General features: G+C 71.1%; 11 protein-coding genes. 4 read left to right on the plus strand and 7 right to left on the minus strand.

The features are described 5' to 3' along the window. Positions 1-85 precede the first annotated feature (85 nt). Complete coding sequence (locus ACIQMU_RS27610; protein WP_352240181.1) at positions 86-1756, minus strand: glycoside hydrolase family 6 protein; 1671 nt, start codon at positions 1754-1756, stop codon at positions 86-88. Positions 1757-2895: 1139 nt separating this feature from the next. After that, positions 2896-4053 carry an acyl-CoA dehydrogenase gene (locus tag ACIQMU_RS27615; protein ID WP_352240183.1) on the minus strand — a complete coding sequence of 386 codons (1158 nt, stop codon included), beginning with the start codon at positions 4051-4053 and terminating at the stop codon, positions 2896-2898. Between the two features lie 208 nt (positions 4054-4261). On the opposite strand from ACIQMU_RS27615, the gene ACIQMU_RS27620 reads away from it, so the two are divergent. Then, positions 4262-5605, plus strand: a complete 1344-nt coding sequence (locus ACIQMU_RS27620; RefSeq protein WP_352239858.1) for a UDP-glucose/GDP-mannose dehydrogenase family protein — start codon at positions 4262-4264, stop codon at positions 5603-5605. 245 nt (positions 5606-5850) lie between these two features. After that, a complete protein-coding gene (locus ACIQMU_RS27625) occupies positions 5851-7029 on the plus strand; it encodes a GDSL-type esterase/lipase family protein (RefSeq protein WP_352239859.1) in 1179 nt (392 codons plus the stop codon). An 18-nt stretch (positions 7030-7047) separates the two neighbouring features. Here the strand turns inward: ACIQMU_RS27625 and ACIQMU_RS27630 are convergent, their stop codons facing one another. From ACIQMU_RS27630 to ACIQMU_RS27640, 3 genes are read right to left on the minus strand one after another with little or no spacing between them, the layout of a single operon-like run. Then, a complete protein-coding gene (locus ACIQMU_RS27630; protein ID WP_356731460.1) occupies positions 7048-8241 on the minus strand; it encodes a dipeptidase in 1194 nt (397 codons plus the stop codon). A 15-nt stretch (positions 8242-8256) separates the two neighbouring features. Next, the gene (gene purE / locus ACIQMU_RS27635; RefSeq protein ID WP_352239861.1) at positions 8257-8802 is read right to left on the minus strand and encodes a 5-(carboxyamino)imidazole ribonucleotide mutase; all 546 of its coding nucleotides are present in this window, start codon (positions 8800-8802) and stop codon (positions 8257-8259) included. Further along, complete coding sequence (locus ACIQMU_RS27640) at positions 8799-9950, minus strand: 5-(carboxyamino)imidazole ribonucleotide synthase (RefSeq protein WP_352239862.1); 1152 nt, start codon at positions 9948-9950, stop codon at positions 8799-8801. Before ACIQMU_RS27640 ends, purE begins: the two co-directional genes overlap by 4 nt. Before the next feature lie 162 nt (positions 9951-10112). On the opposite strand from ACIQMU_RS27640, the gene ACIQMU_RS27645 reads away from it, so the two are divergent. Beyond that, positions 10113-10634, plus strand: coding sequence for a GtrA family protein (locus ACIQMU_RS27645; protein ID WP_352239863.1), 522 nt, complete (start codon positions 10113-10115; stop codon positions 10632-10634). Positions 10635-10723: 89 nt separating this feature from the next. On the opposite strand, the gene ACIQMU_RS27650 is transcribed toward ACIQMU_RS27645, so the two are convergent. Next, complete coding sequence (locus ACIQMU_RS27650; protein ID WP_402689930.1) at positions 10724-11989, minus strand: ATP-binding protein; 1266 nt, start codon at positions 11987-11989, stop codon at positions 10724-10726. A gap of 166 nt (positions 11990-12155) precedes the next feature. Then, positions 12156-12833: a response regulator transcription factor gene (locus tag ACIQMU_RS27655; protein WP_352239865.1), complete on the minus strand. Its 678-nt coding sequence runs from the start codon at positions 12831-12833 to the stop codon at positions 12156-12158. A 490-nt stretch (positions 12834-13323) separates the two neighbouring features. Here ACIQMU_RS27655 and ACIQMU_RS27660 point away from each other — a divergent pair, with 490 nt between their 5' ends. Further along, positions 13324-14808 (plus strand): oligopeptide:H+ symporter, encoded by a 1485-nt coding sequence (locus tag ACIQMU_RS27660; RefSeq protein ID WP_352239866.1) that lies wholly within the window; start codon positions 13324-13326, stop codon positions 14806-14808. Positions 14809-14858: the final 50 nt, after the last annotated feature.

Here is a 14858-nt window from a genome sequence, read left to right on the forward strand (position 1 = left end):
GGCCGGTCGGCTCCTCCTCCCCGGTGGGCACACCGGGGAGGAGGAGCCGACGTCGTATCCGTACCCGCTACGTCCTAGCCCCTCGTCACAGCGCGGGGTGGGCGTTCTTCAGCAGCTCCTGGAACTGGGCGGAGAACCAGGCGCCGGAGATCGGCGCGTCGGGCAGCGCCCCGGACATGCTGTTCCCGTTGCGCGGGTTGCCGGTGTACGTCGGGTCGCACATCCGGTCGAAGCCCTTGCCGTCCGGGTTCGGGATGAACTTGCTGGAGCCGTCGGACTCACCCGGCGGCTTGACCCAGACGTACGCGTCGATCCCGGCGGCGGGAGCGGTCGTCGGGCGCTCGCCGAGACCCGCCCCGGCCTGGTTGCACCAGTTGCCGAGGTGGATGCGGCGGTCGTAGCGCCCGCCGTCGACGTACGCGTCGACACTCGTCCGCGGGCCGGGCCCGGCCGGCCGCGCCGAACCGCCCCAGCCGTTGCGGGAGGTGTCGATCAGCATGCCGAGGCCGGAGTCGAAGCCGATCCTGACCAGCTCGGCCCGCATGGCCTGCGCGTAGGTCAGCTCGTCGGTGTAGCGGTTCCAGTCCACCCACTTCGACTGGCGTACGGAGGTGCCGTTGACGCTGTCGCCGATGGCGAAGTTGTCTTCCTTGAGGGCGCTGTAGTTGGCGGTGTTGACGATGAAGCCGTGTACGTCGGCAAGGGTCGCGCCCTCGGTGGTGGCGGCCTCCTTGAAGATCTGGGCGGAAGCGCCGAAGTTGTCGTCCCAGCCGAGCCAGCCGTGGTGGCCGGCGTCGACGTAGTTGTAGACGTTGGCGATGTCGCCCAGCTTGTTGAGCGCGTACCCGACGCCCTTTTGGTAGTTGCCGTTCGCCTTCATCACGTCACAGTTGGGTGTGGCGGTGGGGCGGGGGGTGACATTGGTGACGAGGTTGGGCAGCGAGTCGATCTCCACCGTCGTGACGATCCGCAGGCCCGCGTACTTGGGGTCGGCGATGATCTCGGTGATCGGGTCGATGTACTCGTTCTTGTACCGGCCGATCTCGGTCGGGCCGAGCTCACCGTTGGAGGCGAGCGCCGCGCAGTCGCGGCCCGGAAGGTTGTAGATCACCAGCTGGACGGCGAGCTCGCCCGTGCCCTTCTGCTTGAGGGCCTCGTCCAGGTGGGCCCGGAGGCCCATGCTGGTGCTGCTGCCCTCGATGGCGGCGATGCGGTCCAGCCAGACGGCGGTCGGCTGCTGGGAGATGGCCGCCCCGCCCGGCTCCGCCTCGGCCTTGGCGGACCACTCCGGGTTCACATAGGTCTTCGCGCCCACGTACGGGTTGTCCACCCGGTCGCCGGGCGGGTCCGTCGGGTCAGGGTCCGGGTCGGGCCCGGGGCCCGGGCCCGTGCCGCCGTCGCAGGTGACGCCGTTGAGCTTGAAGGCCGCCGGCACGGCGTTCTCGCCGCTGTTACTGGCGTTGAAGCCGAAGGTGGCGGAACCGCCGGTGCCGAGGCTGCCGTTGTACGAGACGTTCTTGGCGGTGACGGCCGCGCCCGTCTGGCTGACGACGGCGTTCCAGCCCTGCGTGATCTTCTGGTCGCCGGCGTAGACCCACTCCAGGGTCCAGCCGTTCACCGGGTCACCGGTGTTGGTGACGGTCACGTTCGCACCGAAACCGCCGTTCCACTGACCCTGCACCTTGTAGTCGACGGTGCAGCCCGCGGCGGCGGCGCCGGCGGTGCCGGTCGCCGCGGCGGTGACGCCCGCGGCCATGAACAGGGCACAGGCCGCTGCCAGGCCCGTACGGCCGCGGGAGGAGATGAGCGAAGACCGCAGTCCTCTTCGGGAAGCCGTGGGGGACGTGGGGGAAGGGGTGGCGTTGGAATGCACGGGGTGATGCATGAGCGACTCCTGACGACTGAGGTGCTCCTGACAGAACACCTAGCGAGGGGGACCGCTCCCACTGGTGAGGCAGACCGTAGCGCCAAGCGGCGACAAGTAACAGACGTGTTGCAAATTTTCTCTGTCGAATAACTTCGACTCTTCACCCTTCTTGACCACACGCCCGGGGTCACATCACAGTGGGAGCGCTCCCACTGGTGCAAGGCTTGAACGTACGATCCGTGCGGTTCGGGACGCCCGACCCTGGGCGTCCCGAACCGGCACAAGGGCGATACCGCAACGCCCTCCTGCTTTACCAGCAGTTCTTTCAGCCCCCGCACGCGTTTTTCGGCCTGGCTCCGGCTCCGCCGGGACAGGCGCCCGTACGAGCAACACCCGCACAGAAGAGCCCCGTTCGCCATGGGCCTTCGGTGCGCCGACGCCCGTGCCCGGAGTCCGCGGACCAAGGGCCGCGGCGCAGCCGGGTCGGGTGCGCGGACGCCCAGCGTCCGCGCGACGCCCCCGCCGGCAGCGGCTCGGCCCCGCGGCCGGGCACGGGCGGAAGGCCACCGTCGGGTTCAGGCGGGGGTGAACCGCTCCCTGCCCGGGCGGCGATGCCCTCGCACTGATCGATCTGGGCCCGTACCTCGTCGGCGGAGTCCGCGGAGGCACGTCTACGGCGGTGCGCACCACCGTCGACGCGGAGGCGCGGCTACGCGGGCGATGCCCGGAACGCGCCGAGCGACTCGGACGTGCGGCCCTCGTCACGGCTGGGCCGGCCCCGGCGCGGACGGCCCCGCCGAGCGGGCCGTGGTCCCCTGGCCCAGCCCATACGAAAGGCCCCCGGCGATGCCGGGAGCCTTGTCGTTCATGCGGGTCAGCGGCCGCGCCCGGCCCAGGGCGCGGCCAGGATCTCCCCAGCATGACGCCCGAGGAGGGCCGGAGAGGAGTGCCGGAGCGGACCCGAACGGCCCGGAAGCCGACCGGGGCTCCCGGACCGGCCGAGTGGAGCACCGACCCGCGAAACCCTGTTACGGCAGGTTGCGCGCCATCACGATGCGCTGGACCTGGTTGGTGCCCTCGTAGATCTGCGTGATCTTGGCGTCGCGCATCATGCGCTCGACCGGGTAGTCCCGCGTGTAGCCGTAGCCGCCGAGCAGCTGGACGGCGTCCGTGGTGACCTCCATGGCGACGTCCGAGGCGAAGCACTTGGCGGCCGCGCCGAAGAACGTGAGATCGCCGTCGACACGCTGGGACTTGGCGGCGGCCGAGTAGGTGAGCTGGCGGGCCGCCTCCAGCTTCATCGCCATGTCGGCGAGCATGAACTGGATGCCCTGGAAGTCCGCGATCGGCTTGCCGAACTGCTTGCGCTCCTGGACGTACCCCTTGGCGTAGTCCAGGGCGCCCTGGGCGATGCCGAGGGCCTGGGCGGCGATGGTGATGCGGGTGTGGTCCAGGGTCTTCATCGCCGTGGCGAAGCCGGTGCCCTCCTCGCCGATCATCCGGTCGGCGGGGATGCGCACGTTGTCGAGGTAGACCTCGCGCGTCGGGGAGCCCTTGATGCCGAGCTTCTTCTCCGGGGCGCCGAAGGAGACGCCCTCGTCGGACTTCTCGACGACGAACGCGGAGATCCCCTTGGAGCGCTTGGCCGGGTCGGTGACGGCCATGACCGTGTAGTACTCGGAGACGCCCGCGTTGGTGATCCAGCGCTTCACCCCGTTGAGGACCCAGAAGTCGCCGTCGCGCACGGCCTTCGTCTTCATGCCCGCCGCGTCCGAGCCGGCGTCCGGCTCGGAGAGGGCGTACGAGAACATCGCGTCGCCCTTGGCGAGCGGGCCCAGGTACTTCCGCTTCAGCTCCTCGGAGCCGGAGAGGATCACCGGGAGCGAGCCGAGCTTGTTGACGGCCGGGATCAGGGAGGAGGAGGCGCAGGCGCGGGCCACCTCCTCGATCACGATGACCGTGGCGAGCGCGTCGGCGCCGGCGCCGCCGTACTCCTCCGGGACGTGGACGGCGTGCAGGTCCGAGGCGACCAGGGCGTCCAGCGCCTCCTGCGGGAAGCGGCTCTCCTCGTCGACCGCGGCGGCGAAGGGGGCGATCTTCGTCTCGGCGAGCGCGCGGATGGTCTCCCGGAGCATGTCGTGCTCCTCGGCCGGACGGTACAGGTCGAAATCGGTCGAACCCGCCAAGACGCTCACTCCCCAAGATGCTAACTACTGTTAAGTAACTCAATTTTAGTGTGCCGACCGCCCGGCGGCATACGCGAACAGCACGTGAGCTTGCCGACAGGGGTGGGGCATAGCGGATGCGGCGGGCGGATGCAGCGGCGAATTCCGGCCTCCCGGACCCCGACTATGCTCGGTCCGCACGTCCGTCCGCATCTCCCAGGAGCACTCCATGGCCCTCAGGATCACTGTGATCGGCACCGGCTACCTCGGCGCCACCCATGCCGCGGCCATGGCCGAGCTGGGCTTCGAGGTCCTGGGGCTCGACGTGGTGCCGGAGAAGATCGAGCTGCTCTCCACCGGCCGGGTGCCGATGTACGAGCCGGGGCTCGAAGAGATCCTGCAGAAGCACGTCGCCGGGATCGAGGGCTCCACCGGGCGGCTGCGCTTCACCACCTCCTGGGAGGAGGTCGGGGAGTTCGGGGACGTCCACTTCGTCTGTGTGAACACCCCGCAGAAGCACGGCGAGTACGCGTGCGACATGAGTTACGTCGACAGCGCCTTCGAATCGCTGGCCCCGCACCTGACCCGGCCCGCCCTGGTCGTCGGCAAGTCGACGGTCCCCGTGGGCTCCGCCGCCCGCCTCGCGGCCCGCCTCGCCGAGCTGGCTCCGGCGGGGGCCGATGCCGAGCTGGCCTGGAATCCGGAGTTCCTCCGCGAGGGCTTCGCCATGCAGGACACCCTGCACCCCGACCGGATCGTGGTGGGCGTCACCAGCGAAACGGCCGAGAAACTGCTGCGCGAGGTGTACGCCGTGCCGGTCGCGGAGGGTTCGCCGTTCGTGGTGACCGATTTCCCGACCGCCGAGCTGGTGAAGACCTCCGCCAACTCCTTCCTGGCCACCAAGATCTCCTTCATCAACGCGATGGCCGAGGTGTGCGAGGCCGCCGACGGGGACGTCGCGAAGCTGGCGGAGGCCATCGGGCACGACGAGCGCATCGGGAAGAAGTTCCTGCGCGCCGGGATCGGCTTCGGCGGCGGCTGCCTGCCCAAGGACATCCGCGCCTTCATGGCGCGCGCCGGCGAGCTGGGCGCGGACCAGGCCCTCACCTTCCTCCGCGAGGTCGACTCCATCAACATGCGCCGCCGCGGGCACATGGTGGAGCTGGCCCGGGAGGCGGTGGGCGGCGACTCGTTCCTCGGCAAGCGGGTGGCGGTGCTGGGGGCCGCGTTCAAGCCCGACTCCGACGACGTACGCGACTCCCCCGCGCTCAACGTAGCCGGTCAGATCCACCTCCAGGGCGGTCAGGTGACCGTGTTCGACCCGAAGGCGATGGACAACGCCCGGCGGCTGTTCCCGACACTCGGTTACGCGGACTCCGCGCTGGAGGCGGTGCGCGGCGCGGACGTCGTGCTGCACCTGACGGAGTGGCGCGCATTCCGTGAGCTGGACCCGGCGGAGCTGGGCGCGGTGGCCGCCCGCCGCATCATCCTGGACGGCCGCAACGCCCTGGACAGCGCCGTCTGGCGCGAGGCCGGCTGGACCTACCGGGCGATGGGCCGCCCGAGGGCGTAACGGGGCCCCCGGAGCGACCGGCTGCGCGTACGGGGCCGCCGGCCACGCGGACGGGCCGCCCGTTTCCGCGTACCGGTCCGCCCGGTGTCCCCCGCGGACCGGGCCCGCGGGGCCGCGATCGTCCCGCTTCGCACGCCGGTCCGGTGGGCGGGCCGAGGAGCGTCCGGCTTCACGCCCCGGCCCGGTGGACGGGCCCGGGGGGCGTGTCCGGCTTCGCGCCCCGGTCCGGTGGACAGGCTGAGGGCATGGACGACGCGCGTGGCTGGATCAGCTCTCCCCTCACCGACGATCTGCTGCGCGGTGCGCTCGAACTGGAGCGCACCCCGCGCGGCGGCCTCCTGCCCCACCGGCTGCCCGCCCGGGCCCGCGCCCAGGCCGGCGGTGACGAGCAGGTGGCACTGGCGGAGTCGCAGCCCTCGGGCGTCCGCGTGGTGTTCCGGACCCGGGCCACCGCCGTGGAGCTGGACGTCCTGCGCACGGTGCTGCGCCACCGGGACCTCCCGCCCCCTCCGGACGGCGCGTACGACCTCTGCCTCGACGGGGAGCCGGCCGGCCGGGCCACGGCGAGCGGCGGCCAGGTGCTCATGGTCGACCTGGCCGACGGGTCACGGGAGCTGCTCCCGGGACGCGTCGGGACGGTCCGCTTCTCCGGGCTGCCCGACCGGGTCAAGGATGTGGAGATCTGGCTGCCGTACACCGAGACCACCGAGCTGACCGGGCTGCGCACCGACGCGCCCGTGGAGGCCCCGGCGCCGGACGGGCGGCGGATCTGGCTGCACCACGGCAGCTCCATCAGCCAGGGTTCCTCGGCCGACAGCTCCGCCACCGCCTGGCCGGCCCTGGCCGCCGCGGCGGGCGGTGTGGAGCTGGTCAACGTCTCCCTGGCGGGCGGCGCGCTCCTCGACCCGTTCACCGCGCGCACCCTGCGGGACACTCCGGCGGACCTGGTCAGCGTCAAGATCGGCATCAACCTGGTCGGCGCCGACGTGATGCGGCTGCGGGCGTTCGGTCCCGCCGTGCACGGCTTTCTGGACACCGTGCGCGAAGGGCACCCCACCGCGCCGCTGCTGGTGATCTCGCCGCTTTTCTGCCCTGCACACGAGGACACCCCAGGTCCCGGCGCGCCGGACGTCGAGGGCGGGACGGTGGAGTTCACGGCGCTGGGCGACCCGGCGGAGACCGCGTTCGGCAAGCTGACTCTGCGCGTCGTCCGCGAGGAGCTGGCCCGGATCGTGGCGGAGCGGGCGGCACAGGACCCGTACCTCTTCCAGCTGGACGGGCGCGCGCTGTACGGCGAGGCGGACCACGCCGAGCTGCCGCTGCCCGACCGCCTCCATCCGGACGCCGCCGCCCACCGCCGCATGGGCGAGCGCTTCGGGGCGCTCGCCTTCGGTCCGGGCGGACCGTTCGCGGCGGTGGGCTGAGACCGTGCGGGCGCGGCGTCAGCCGAGCGGGCCGTCCAGCTCCGTGATCGTGGCGTGCGAGGGGCCGCGCCCGCTTTGCTCGTCGCGTGCGACGGCTTCCGCGTCGCGCAGCACCCGTACGGAGTTCTGCCAGGTCAGCTTGGCGAGGTCGCCCTCGGACCAGCCGCGCCGCAGCAGTTCGGCGATGAGGTTCGGATAGCCGGAGACGTCCTCCAGGCCGCGCGGGGTGAACGCCGTGCCGTCGTAGTCGCCGCCGATGCCGATGTGGTCGACGCCCGCGACCGCGCGCATGTGGTCGAGGTGGTCCGCGATGGTCGAGGCGGTGGCCTCCGGGCGCGGGTGGGCCGCCTCGAAGTCCTCGTGGACGCGCATCGCGACCGGGGTGGTGTCGAGGTGGTGCAGGCCGTGCTCGCGCATGTTGCGGTCGGCGGCCAGGGTCCAGGCGACGGCCTCGGGCAGCACGAACTTCGGGACGAAGGTCGCCATCGCGACGCCGCCGTTGGCGGGGAGGGCAGCGAGCACGTCGTCGGGGATGTTGCGCGGGTGGTCGCAGACGGCACGGGCCGAGGAGTGCGAGAAGATCACCGGTGCGGTGCTGGTGGCGAGCGCGTCGCGCATGACGCCGTCGGCGACGTGCGAGAGGTCGACCAGCATGCCGACGCGGTTCATCTCGCGGACGACCTCGTGGCCGAAGGCGGAGAGGCCGCCGAGGCGCGGCAGGTCGGTCGCGCTGTCGGCCCAGTCGATGTTGTCGTTGTGGGTGAGCGTCATGTACCGGACGCCCAGGTCGTACAGGGCGCGCAGGGTACCCAGCGAGTTGTTGATGGAGTGGCCGCCCTCGGCGCCCATCAGGGAGGCGATACGGCCCTCGGCGCGGGCCTTCTCCAGGTCGTCGGCGGTGAGCGCCCGCCGCAGCCGCGTCGGGTAGCGGGCGATCAGCTCGCCGACGACGTCGATCTGTTCCAGGGTGGCGCTGACGGCCGCGTCGCCGGTCAGGTCGGTGCGGACGTACACCGACCAGAACTGGCCGCCGACCCCGCCGGCCCGCAGCCGGTTCAGGTCGGTGTGGAGCAGGCCGCGCTGGTCGGCGGCGATGTCCCGGGCGTCGAGGTCGTAGCCGACCTGTTCGCGCAGGGCCCAGGGGAGGTCGTTGTGGCCGTCGACGACGGGGTGGGCGGCGAGGAGCTCACGGGCCCGCTGCAGGTAGTCCATGGTGGTGTGCCGCCCCTACTTTCCGAAGCCGAAGGAGTCGCCGCCCTGGACCTTGGCGCGCAGGCGCTTGCCCTTCTCGGTGGCCTGGTCGTTCAGCTCCTGCTGGAACTCCCGCATCCGGTCCTGGAGCGCGGGGTCGTGCGCGGCGAGGATGCGGGCGGCGAGCAGGCCCGCGTTGCGCGCGCCGCCGACCGAGACGGTGGCGACGGGGACCCCGGCGGGCATCTGGACGATGGAGAGCAGGCTGTCCATGCCGTCCAGGTACTTCAGCGGCACCGGAACGCCGATGACCGGCAGCGGGGTGACGGAGGCCAGCATCCCGGGCAGGTGGGCGGCGCCGCCCGCACCGGCGATGATCGCCTTCAGGCCGCGGCCCGCCGCGTGCTCGCCGTACGCGATCATCTCGTGCGGCATGCGGTGGGCGGAGACGACGTCGACCTCGTACGGGATCTCGAACTCGTCGAGCGCCTTGGCCGCGGCCTCCATGACGGGCCAGTCGGAGTCGGAGCCCATGACGATGCCGACGACGGGGGCGGTGGAACCGGTGCCGGGGGAAGTCATTCGGTGATCGTTCCTCGCAGGTAGTCGGCCGCGTGCCGGGCGCGCTCCCGCACGTCCGCCAGGTCGTCGCCGTAGGTGTTGACGTGTCCGACCTTGCGGCCGGGCTTCACGTCCTTGCCGTACATGTGGATCTTGAGCTGCGGGTCGCGGGCCATGCAGTGCAGATACGCCTGGTACATGTCCGGGAAGTCGCCGCCCAGGACGTTGCACATGACCGTCCAGGGTGCGCGCGGGCGCGGGTCGCCGAGGGGGAGGTCGAGGACCGCCCGTACGTGGTTGGCGAACTGGGAGGTGATCGCGCCGTCCATGGTCCAGTGGCCCGAGTTGTGCGGGCGCATCGCCAGCTCGTTGACCAGGATGCCGGGGGTCCCGTCGGGTGCGCGGGTCTCGAACAGCTCCACCGCGAGGTGCCCGACGACGCCCAGCTCGGCGGCGATGCGCAGCGCGAGCTGCTGGGCCTCGCCGGCCAGCGCCTCGTCCAGCTCCGGGGCGGGGGCGATCACCGTGTCGCAGACGCCGTCGACCTGGATGGACTCGACGACCGGGTAGGCGACGGCCTGGCCGTGCGGCGAGCGGACGATGTCGGCCGCCAGCTCCCGTACGAAGTCGACCTTCTCCTCCGCGAGGACCGGGACCCCGGCGCGGAACGGGTCCGCGGCGTCCGCCTCGGAGCGGACCACCCATACGCCCTTGCCGTCGTAGCCGCCGCGCACGGTCTTGAGGATGACGGGGAAGCCCCCGACCTCCTCGGCGAACGCCGCGGCGTCGGCCGGGTCGCTCACGATGCGGTGGCGGGGGCACGGGGCGCCGATCTCCAGGAGCTTGGCGCGCATCACCCCCTTGTCCTGGGCGTGCACCAGGGCATCGGGGCCGGGGCGCACGGGGATGCCGTCCGCCTCCAGGGCCCGCAGATGCTCGGTCGGCACGTGCTCGTGATCGAAGGTGATCACGTCACAGCCCCGCGCGAAGGCGCGCAGCGTTTCCAGGTCGCGATAGTCGCCGACGACGACCTCGCTGACCACCTGGGCCGCCGAGTCCTGGGGAGTGTCACTGAGGAGCTTGAATTTCAGGCCGAGGGGGATACCCGCCTCGTGGGTCATACGGGCGAGCTGACCGCCGCCGACCATGCCGACTACCGGGAACGTCACGCTCCCAGGGTATCCGCCGCTCCGGTGGTTCCCGGACGCCGTACGGCCACCGTCCCGCGGACTCCGGAGCGTCGCACGGGAGTGCTGGTTAGCATGGCGGAGTTGACGTGGTTGCGTCGACGTCAGCGAGACGCCTTCCAACGGACGGGGCCAGCGATCACCATGAGCGAACCGGGCGCACTGCGGACCCGGCTTGAGCTGCTGGCCCGGGAGGTCGCCAAGTTCGGCGCGGTCGGCGCTTTCGGCCTGCTGGTCAACATCGCGGTCTTCAACCTGCTGCGGCACACGACGGACCTCCAGGTGGTCCGGGCGAGCGTGCTGGCGACGTTCGTCGCGATCCTCTTCAACTACGTGGGCTTCCGCTACTGGACCTACCGCGACCGTGACAAGACCGGCCGGACCCGTGAGCTGGCCCTCTTCCTGCTGTTCAGCGCGGCGGGCGCGGTGATCGAGACGGGCGTGCTGTACCTGGCGACGTACGGCTTCGGCTGGAACACCCCGGTCCAGAGCAATGTCTTCAAGGTCGTCGGCATCGGGATCGCCACCCTGTTCCGCTTCTGGTCCTACCGGACCTGGGTCTTCAAGACCCTGCCCGCCAAGGAGGCCGTGCTGAAGGCGGAACGGTTTCTGGAACAGCGCGGACCGTCCGAAGGGCCCGTAGCGCCCGGCCCCGTGCGGAACTGACCCCCCGCGCGTCGTGGCCCGGCGCACGGGGGGTCAGGGGCGGCCCCGGCGTTCAGCGCACCGGGCGGGGCGCTCAGGGGCGTCGCTGTTCAGCGCACCGGGCGATCAGGGGTCTTGCGGTCGGCCGGGCCCCGGCTGAGGAAGAGCGCGAAGACCGCCGGGTGCTGCTGGAGCAGCTCCAGCCGTCCGCCGTCCGCCTCCGCGAGGTCGCGGGCGACAGCCAGGCCGATGCCGGTGGAGTTGCGGCCGCTGATGGTCCGCTCGAAGATCCGCGCCCCCAGTTCGGCGGGGACGCCGGGGCCCTCGTCGGTGACCTCGATGACCGCCTGGTTGCCGGTGACCCGGGTGCGCAGGGCGACGGTGCCGCCGCCGTGCATGAGGGAGTTCTCGATCAGCGCGGCCAGGACCTGGGCGACCGCTCCCGGGGTTCCGACGGCCCGCATCCCGTGCTTGCCGGAGCAGACCAGCGCCCGGCCCGCGCTGCGGTAGGCCGGGCGCCACTCCTCGATCTGCTGCTTGACGATCTCGTCGAGGTCGAAGACGACCGCGGAGCCGGTGCGCGGGTCGCGGGAGTTCGTCAGGAGCCGTTCGACGACGTCGGTGAGGCGCTCGACCTGCGTGAGGGCGATGTTCGCCTCCTCCTTGACCGTGTCCAGGTCGTCGGTGACGGAGATCTCCTCGATCCGCATGGAGAGCGCGGTCAGCGGCGTACGCAGCTGGTGCGAGGCGTCCGCGGCCAGCCGGCGTTCGGCGGTCAGCATCCGGGCGATCCGCTCGGCCGATGAGTCCAGGACGTCGGCGACCCGGTCCAGCTCGGGCACCCCGTACCGCTTGTGGCGGGGGCGGGGGTCCCCGGAGCCGAGGCGTTCGGCGGTCTCGGCCAGGTCGGTGAGCGGGGAGGTCAGCCGGTTGGCCTGGCGTACGGCGAGCAGCACGGCCGAGACGATCGCCAGCAGCGCCACCGCGCCGATGATCAGGAGGGTGCGCCCCACCTCGCGGGTGACGGCGGAGCGGGACTCCTCGACCGTGACCGTCTCGCCCCGCTCCCCGGTCTCGGTGGCGCGCAGGACGCTGCCGACAGGGCGTTCGCCCACGGAGATGGGCTCGCGGCCGGGAATCTCGACCAGGGCGTAGCGCTTGGGGTCGATCTGCTCGGCCAGCACCCCGGGGTTGATCCGCTCCGCGCCCAGCAGCCGGCTGTCGACCACGCTGATCAGCCGGAGCGCCTCGGACTCGACGCTCTCCTGGGCGCTGGCGCTGATGGTGCGGGTCTCCACGATCACCAGGGAGACGCCGAAGACGGCGATGACGACGAGCACCACGGCGAGCGTGGAGTTGATCAGCCGGCGACGCATACCCGCCTCATCAGGTCCTCGGGGCACACGTCGGTACGCGTGCCGGTACGCACGCCGGGGCGGCCCCCGGTGCGGTCTTCGGGGCAGCTCCCGGAGCGGTCCCCGGGGCGGCCTCCGGGACGGGGGCCTCCGGCACGGTCGTCAGGACACATGGGAGCTTCGTACGTCAGCTCTTCTCGAACCGGAAGCCGACGCCCCGGACGGTCGCGATGTAGCGCGGATTGGCGGCGTCGTCGCCGAGCTTCTTGCGCAGCCAGGAGATATGCATGTCGAGGGTCTTGGTGGAGGACCACCAGGTGGTGTCCCAGACCTCACGCATCAGCTGGTCGCGGGTGACGACCCGGCCGGCGTCCCTGACCAGGACCCGCAGCAGGTCGAACTCCTTGGCGGTGAGCTGGAGTTCCTCCTCGCCCATCCAGGCCCGGTGCGACTCCACGTCGATCCTGACCCCGTGGGTCGCGGGCTGCGGGACGGGCTCGGCGGCCCCGCGGCGCAGCAGGGCACGGACCCGGGCGAGCAGCTCGGCGAGCCGGAACGGCTTGGTGACGTAGTCGTCGGCGCCCGCGTCCAGGCCGACGACCGTGTCGACCTCGTCCGCGCGGGCCGTCAGCACCAGGATCGGAAGGGCGTGGCCGCCGGCCCGGAGCCTGCGGGCGACTTCCAGACCGTCCATCCCGGGCAGCCCCAGATCCAGGACGACCAGGTCGATCCCGCCCTGGAGCCCGGCGTCGAGCGCGGTCGGACCGTCCTGGCGGACCTCGACCTCGTAACCCTCCCGACGCAGTGCGCGGGCCAGGGGCTCCGAGATGGATGCGTCGTCCTCGGCGAGCAGTACACGGGTCATGGACTGATGGTAGTCCGGACGGGGGGTCCGAAGTGAGGCCCACGACGTCACCTGCGGGTCAGCTCCACAAAGGGGACAGCGGCCTTTGAATATGGGAGCGTGGTTCCATCAGGACCTGTGATCCATGTCTCAAGTCCTTCCATATCCCGCTGTGTCGTGTCGTATGGTGTCCCGACGCCTGTTGCACTACTCAAGGACCTTTGGGCAGCCATGAGCGCCAAGGGTCCCTTTTGTGTGCGGGGCCGGTACCCGCCGGCCCTTCTGAGTGAATGACCTGTGAGCCGGGCCCGGAGCGCGAGCAACGCGCGACGGGCGTGGATCCCGACGCGGTTCTTCCCCGCTCCGCCGCCGCACCTCCGCCAGGAGTCCGGCCGCACGGAGCACGTCCCCCTCAGGCGTGGGGGCGGGGTACGCCACGCCGGTGCCGGCTGCCCCCCACCGGGCGCGTACCGCTCATAAGGCGTCGCGTCCCGACCAGCAAGGATCGACCATGGCGTCCAGCCTGACGAAGGACTCGCCCAGTTCCGGCGAGAAGTCCTTCTTCGGCCACCCCCGCGGCCTGGCCACTCTCTTCATGACCGAGATGTGGGAGCGTTTCAGCTACTACGGCATGCGGGCACTGCTCCCGCTCTACCTGATCGCGCCCGGCGGCCTCGACATGAAGCCCGCCACGGCGACCGCGATCTACTCGGTCTACCTGTCGCTGGTGTACCTGCTCGCCATGCCCGGCGGCTGGTTCGGCGACCGGGTCTGGGGTCCGCGCAAGACCGTCGCCATCGCCGGCGGAATCATCATGCTCGGCCACCTGACCCTGGCTCTGCCCTCCGAGGGCACGTTCTTCGCCGGTCTGGGCCTCGTGGCCATCGGCTCCGGGCTGCTGAAGTCCAACATCTCGACGATGGTCGGCCACCTCTACGACGGCCCGGACGACCCGCGCCGCGACGGTGGCTTCACCATCTTCTACATGGGCATCAACATGGGTGCCTTCGCGGCGCCGCTGATCATCGGCACCGTCGGCGAGAACGTCAACTGGCACCTCGGCTTCGCCCTCGCCGCCCTCGGCATGGGCCTCGGCGTGCTCCAGTTCCTGCTCGGCACCCGCCACCTGAACGAGCGCAGCCTCGTCGTCCCGAAGCCGCTCTCCAAGGACGAGCGCGCCGCCACGCTCCGCAAGTCGATGATCTGGCTCGGCATCGCGGCCGTCTTCTACATCGGTACGGTCGTCACCGGCGTCTACACGCTGAACTGGCTGCTGGTCCCGATCACCCTCGCGGGTCTGGTCATCCCGGTGATGGTCCTGGTGCGCATCAAGCGCGACAAGGAGCTCAGCGACGCCGAGCAGTCGAAGATGTCCGGCTACATCTGGTTCTTCGTGGCCGCCGCCATATTCTGGATGATCTACGACCAGGGCGGCTCGACTCTCGCGATCTTCGCCGAGGGCTCGGCCGAGAACAGCGTCTTCGGCTGGGACTTCCCGGTCTCGTGGTACCAGTCGGTCAACCCGGTCCTGATCATGGCGCTCGCCCCGGTCTTCGCCGCCTTCTGGCTGGCGCTGAACCGGCGCGGCAAGGAACCGAGCACGATCGTCAAGTTCAGCTCCGGCCTCGTTCTGATCGGCGCCTCGTTCTTCGTCTTCCTGATGCCGCTGACGATCGCGGGTGACGGCCACAAGGCCGCCGCGATGTGGCTGGTCGCGATCTACTTCATCCAGACCGTCGCCGAGCTGACGCTCTCGCCGGTCGGCCTCTCCGTCACGACGAAGATGGCCCCGGCGAAGTACGCGAGCCAGATGATGGGTGTCTGGTTCCTCGCCGTCACCGCCGGCGACTGCACCACCGGTCTGCTCTCGCTGGCCGGTGTGGAGCTCAACGGCACCGGGGTGGTCGCTCTGGAGGCGACGCTCGCCGTGGTGGCCGGTATCGCGATCTTCATGTACCGCGGGAAGGTCAAGCAGCTCATGGGCAGCGTCCGCTGACGGACGCCCCTCAGGGCAGCGCGACGTACGGCGAAGGGCCGCCGCACCGT

The sequence above is a fragment of the Streptomyces sp. NPDC091649 genome, from assembly GCF_044756785.1.
In the GTDB taxonomy this organism is placed as follows: Bacteria; Actinomycetota; Actinomycetes; order Streptomycetales; family Streptomycetaceae; genus Streptomyces.

What these genes read in the sequence shown, in the direction of transcription:
- ACIQMU_RS27655 (WP_352239865.1), bottom strand. Translation starts at nt 12,833, where the DNA reads ATGACCCGTGTACTGCTCGCCGAGGACGACGCATCCATCTCGGAGCCC.
- ACIQMU_RS27620 (WP_352239858.1), top strand. Translation starts at nt 4,262, where the DNA reads ATGGCCCTCAGGATCACTGTGATCGGCACCGGCTACCTCGGCGCCACC.
- ACIQMU_RS27630 (WP_356731460.1), bottom strand. Translation starts at nt 8,241, where the DNA reads ATGGACTACCTGCAGCGGGCCCGTGAGCTCCTCGCCGCCCACCCCGTC.
- ACIQMU_RS27660 (WP_352239866.1), top strand. Translation starts at nt 13,324, where the DNA reads ATGGCGTCCAGCCTGACGAAGGACTCGCCCAGTTCCGGCGAGAAGTCC.
- ACIQMU_RS27645 (WP_352239863.1), top strand. Translation starts at nt 10,113, where the DNA reads ATGAGCGAACCGGGCGCACTGCGGACCCGGCTTGAGCTGCTGGCCCGG.
- ACIQMU_RS27610 (WP_352240181.1), bottom strand. Translation starts at nt 1,756, where the DNA reads ATGGCCGCGGGCGTCACCGCCGCGGCGACCGGCACCGCCGGCGCCGCC.
- ACIQMU_RS27650 (WP_402689930.1), bottom strand. Translation starts at nt 11,989, where the DNA reads ATGCGTCGCCGGCTGATCAACTCCACGCTCGCCGTGGTGCTCGTCGTC.
- purE (WP_352239861.1), bottom strand. Translation starts at nt 8,802, where the DNA reads ATGACTTCCCCCGGCACCGGTTCCACCGCCCCCGTCGTCGGCATCGTC.
- ACIQMU_RS27625 (WP_352239859.1), top strand. Translation starts at nt 5,851, where the DNA reads ATGGACGACGCGCGTGGCTGGATCAGCTCTCCCCTCACCGACGATCTG.